The sequence below is a fragment of the Aeromonas sp. 82P genome (assembly GCF_051919365.1).
In the GTDB taxonomy this organism is placed as follows: Bacteria; Pseudomonadota; Gammaproteobacteria; order Enterobacterales; family Aeromonadaceae; genus Aeromonas; species Aeromonas veronii.
In genome coordinates this window covers 1-3,671 of the sequence record NZ_JBQBEV010000003.1, presented here as the reverse complement: position 1 = coordinate 3,671, position 3,671 = coordinate 1, and the positions used below count along the sequence as shown (strand labels likewise).

Annotated in this window: 6 protein-coding genes and 1 pseudogene; 4 read left to right on the top strand and 3 right to left on the bottom strand. The window is 43.4% G+C overall.

Annotated elements, in window-relative coordinates; all coding sequences use genetic code 11:
* Positions 1 to 269: 269 nt before the first annotated feature.
* The 3 genes and pseudogenes from ACTG2S_RS21045 (at position 270) to rzpD (ending at position 1,511) form a co-directional block, all read left to right on the top strand.
* Positions 270 to 593: pseudogene (locus ACTG2S_RS21045) on the top strand (phage holin, lambda family).
* Positions 577 to 1,053 (top strand): glycoside hydrolase family 24 protein, encoded by a 477-nt coding sequence (locus tag ACTG2S_RS21040; RefSeq protein WP_000229403.1) that lies wholly within the window; start codon positions 577 to 579, stop codon positions 1,051 to 1,053. The pseudogene ACTG2S_RS21045 and the gene ACTG2S_RS21040 overlap by 17 nt, the downstream one beginning before the upstream one ends.
* Positions 1,050 to 1,511, top strand: coding sequence for a prophage endopeptidase RzpD (gene rzpD / locus ACTG2S_RS21035; protein WP_000092275.1), 462 nt, complete (start codon positions 1,050 to 1,052; stop codon positions 1,509 to 1,511). Before ACTG2S_RS21040 ends, rzpD begins: the two co-directional genes overlap by 4 nt.
* A 31-nt stretch (positions 1,512 to 1,542) precedes the next feature.
* On the opposite strand, the gene bor is transcribed toward rzpD, so the two are convergent.
* Complete coding sequence (gene bor / locus ACTG2S_RS21030; RefSeq protein ID WP_000738492.1) at positions 1,543 to 1,836, bottom strand: serum resistance lipoprotein Bor; 294 nt, start codon at positions 1,834 to 1,836, stop codon at positions 1,543 to 1,545.
* A gap of 289 nt (positions 1,837 to 2,125) precedes the next feature.
* Entirely contained in the window at positions 2,126 to 2,536 is a 411-nt protein-coding gene (locus tag ACTG2S_RS21025) for a DUF1398 domain-containing protein (RefSeq protein ID WP_012775990.1), read from the bottom strand.
* Between the two features lie 285 nt (positions 2,537 to 2,821).
* On the opposite strand from ACTG2S_RS21025, the gene ybcW reads away from it, so the two are divergent.
* Positions 2,822 to 3,028 carry a protein YbcW gene (ybcW, locus tag ACTG2S_RS21020; protein WP_001031427.1) on the top strand — a complete coding sequence of 69 codons (207 nt, stop codon included), beginning with the start codon at positions 2,822 to 2,824 and terminating at the stop codon, positions 3,026 to 3,028.
* A gap of 164 nt (positions 3,029 to 3,192) precedes the next feature.
* On the opposite strand, the gene ACTG2S_RS21015 is transcribed toward ybcW, so the two are convergent.
* The gene (locus ACTG2S_RS21015) at positions 3,193 to 3,387 is read right to left on the bottom strand and encodes a YlcI/YnfO family protein (RefSeq protein WP_001421937.1); all 195 of its coding nucleotides are present in this window, start codon (positions 3,385 to 3,387) and stop codon (positions 3,193 to 3,195) included.
* Positions 3,388 to 3,671: the final 284 nt, after the last annotated feature.

The window sequence follows — 3,671 nt, the reverse complement described above, 5'->3', positions numbered from 1 at the left end:
TCGTTCAGTTACGTATTGCTAAGGTTAAGACTACTTTCTGCCTTTGCGAGAACAGCACCTGCCATCAGATTGTGTTTGTTAGTCGCTTTTTTTTTTTGGAATTTTTTTTTTGGAATTTTTTTTTTGCGCTAACAACCTCCTGCCGTTTTGCCCGTGCATATCGGTCACGAACAAATCTGATTACTAAACACAGTAGCCTGGATTTGTTCTATCAGTAATCGACCTTATTCCTAATTAAATAGAGCAAATCCCCTTATTGGGGGTAAGACATGAAGATGCCAGAAAAACATGACCTGTTGGCCGCCATTCTCGCGGCAAAGGAACAAGGCATCGGGGCAATCCTTGCGTTTGCAATGGCGTACCTTCGCGGCAGATATAATGGCGGTGCGTTTACAAAAACAGTAATCGACGCAACGATGTGCGCCATTATCGCCTAGTTCATTCGTGACCTTCTCGACTTCGCCGGACTAAGTAGCAATCTCGCTTATATAACGAGCGTGTTTATCGGCTACATCGGTACTGACTCGATTGGTTCGCTTATCAAACGCTTCGCTGCTAAAAAAGCCGGAGTAGAAGATGGTAGAAATCAATAATCAACGTAAGGCGTTCCTCGATATGCTGGCGTGGTCGGAGGGAACTGATAACGGACGTCAGAAAACCAGAAATCATGGTTATGACGTCATTGTAGGCGGAGAGCTATTTACTGATTACTCCGATCACCCTCGCAAACTTGTCACGCTAAACCCAAAACTCAAATCAACAGGCGCCGGACGCTACCAGCTTCTTTCCCGTTGGTGGGATGCCTACCGCAAGCAGCTTGGCCTGAAAGACTTCTCTCCGAAAAGTCAGGACGCTGTGGCATTGCAGCAGATTAAGGAGCGTGGCGCTTTACCTATGATTGATCGTGGTGATATCCGTCAGGCAATCGACCGTTGCAGCAATATCTGGGCTTCACTGCCGGGCGCTGGTTATGGTCAGTTCGAGCATAAGGCTGACAGCCTGATTGCAAAATTCAAAGAAGCGGGCGGAACGGTCAGAGAGATTGATGTATGAGCAGAGTCACCGCGATTATCTCCGCTCTGGTTATCTGCATCATCGTCTGCCTGTCATGGGCTGTTAATCATTACCGTGATAACGCCATTACCTACAAAGCCCAGCGCGACAAAAATGCCAGAGAACTGAAGCTGGCGAACGCGGCAATTACTGACATGCAGATGCGTCAGCGTGATGTTGCTGCGCTCGATGCAAAATACACGAAGGAGTTAGCTGATGCTAAAGCTGAAAATGATGCTCTGCGTGATGATGTTGCCGCTGGTCGTCGTCGGTTGCACATCAAAGCAGTCTGTCAGTCAGTGCGTGAAGCCACCACCGCCTCCGGCGTGGATAATGCAGCCTCCCCCCGACTGGCAGACACCGCTGAACGGGATTATTTCACCCTCAGAGAGAGGCTGATCACTATGCAAAAACAACTGGAAGGAACCCAGAAGTATATTAATGAGCAGTGCAGATAGAGTTGCCCATATCGATGGGCAACTCATGCAATTATTGTGAGCAATACACACGCGCTTCCAGCGGAGTATAAATGCCTAAAGTAATAAAACCGAGCAATCCATTTACGAATGTTTGCTGGGTTTCTGTTTTAACAACATTTTCTGCGCCGCCACAAATTTTGGCTGCATCGACAGTTTTCTTCTGCCCAATTCCAGAAACGAAGAAATGATGGGTGATGGTTTCCTTTGGTGCTACTGCTGCCGGTTTGTTTTGAACAGTAAACGTCTGTTGAGCACATCCTGTAATAAGCAGGGCCAGCGCAGTAGCGAGTAGCATTTTTTTCATGGTGTTATTCCCGATGCTTTTTGAAGTTCGCAGAATCGTATGTGTAGAAAATTAAACAAACCCTAAACAATGAGTTGAAATTTCATATTGTTAATATTTATTAATGTATGTCAGGTGCGATGAATCGTCATTGTATTCCCGGATTAACTATGTCCACAGCCCTGACGGGGAACTTCTCTGCGGGAGTGTCCGGGAATAATTAAAACGATGCACACAGGGTTTAGCGCGTACACGTATTGCATTATGCCAACGCCCCGGTGCTGACACGGAAGAAACCGGACGTTATGATTTAGCGTGGAAAGATTTGTGTAGTGTTCTGAATGCTCTCAGTAAATAGTAATGAATTATCAAAGGTATAGTAATATCTTTTATGTTCATGGATATTTGTAACCCATCGGAAAACTCCTGCTTTAGCAAGATTTTCCCTGTATTGCTGAAATGTGATTTCTCTTGATTTCAACCTATCATAGGACGTTTCTATAAGATGCGTGTTTCTTGAGAATTTAACATTTACAACCTTTTTAAGTCCTTTTATTAACACGGTGTTATCGTTTTCTAACACGATGTGAATATTATCTGTGGCTAGATAGTAAATATAATGTGAGACGTTGTGACGTTTTAGTTCAGAATAAAACAATTCACAGTCTAAATCTTTTCGCACTTGATCGAATATTTCTTTAAAAATGGCAACCTGAGCCATTGGTAAAACCTTCCATGTGATACGAGGGCGCGTAGTTTGCATTATCGTTTTTATCGTTTCAATCTGGTCTGACCTCCTTGTGTTTTGTTGATGATTTATGTCAAATATTAGGAATGTTTTCACTTAATAGTATTGGTTGCGTAACAAAGTGCGGTCCTGCTGGCATTCTGGAGGGAAATACAACCGACAGATGTATGTAAGGCCAACGTGCTCAAATCTTCATACAGAAAGATTTGAAGTAATATTTTAACCGCTAGATGAAGAGCAAGCGCATGGAGCGACAAAATGAATAAAGAACAATCTGCTGATGATCCCTCCGTGGATCTGATTCGTGTAAAAAATATGCTTAATAGCACCATTTCTATGAGTTACCCTGATGTTGTAATTGCATGTATAGAACATAAGGTGTCTCTGGAAGCATTCAGAGCAATTGAGGCAGCGTTGGTGAAGCACGATAATAATATGAAGGATTATTCCCTGGTGGTTGACTGATCACCATAACTGCTAATCATTCAAACTATTTAGTCTGTGACAGAGCCAACACGCAGTCTGTCACTGTCAGGAAAGTGGTAAAACTGCAACTCAATTACTGCAATGCCCTCGTAATTAAGTGAATTTACAATATCGTCCTGTTCGGAGGGAAAAACGCGGGATGTTCATTCTTCATCACTTTTAATTGATGTATATGCTCTCTTTTCTGACGTTAGTCTCCGACGGCAGGCTTCAATGACCCAGGCTGAGAAATTCCCGGACCCTTTTTGCTCAAGAGCGATGTTAATTTGTTCAATCATTTGGTTAGGAAAGCGGATGTTGCGGGTTGTTGTTCTGCGGGTTCTGTTCTTCGTTGACATGAGGTTGCCCCGTATTCAGTGTCGCTGATTTGTATTGTCTGAAGTTGTTTTTACGTTAAGTTGATGCAGATCAATTAATACGATACCTGCGTCATAATTGATTATTTGACGTGGTTTGATGGCCTCCACGCACGTTGTGATATGTAGATGATAATCATTATCACTTTACGGGTCCTTTCCGGTGAAAAAAAAGGTACCAAAAAAAACATCGTCGTGAGTAGTGAACCGTAAGCAGGTGCTGTTCTCGCAAAGGCAGAAAGTAGTCTTAACCTTAGCAATACGTA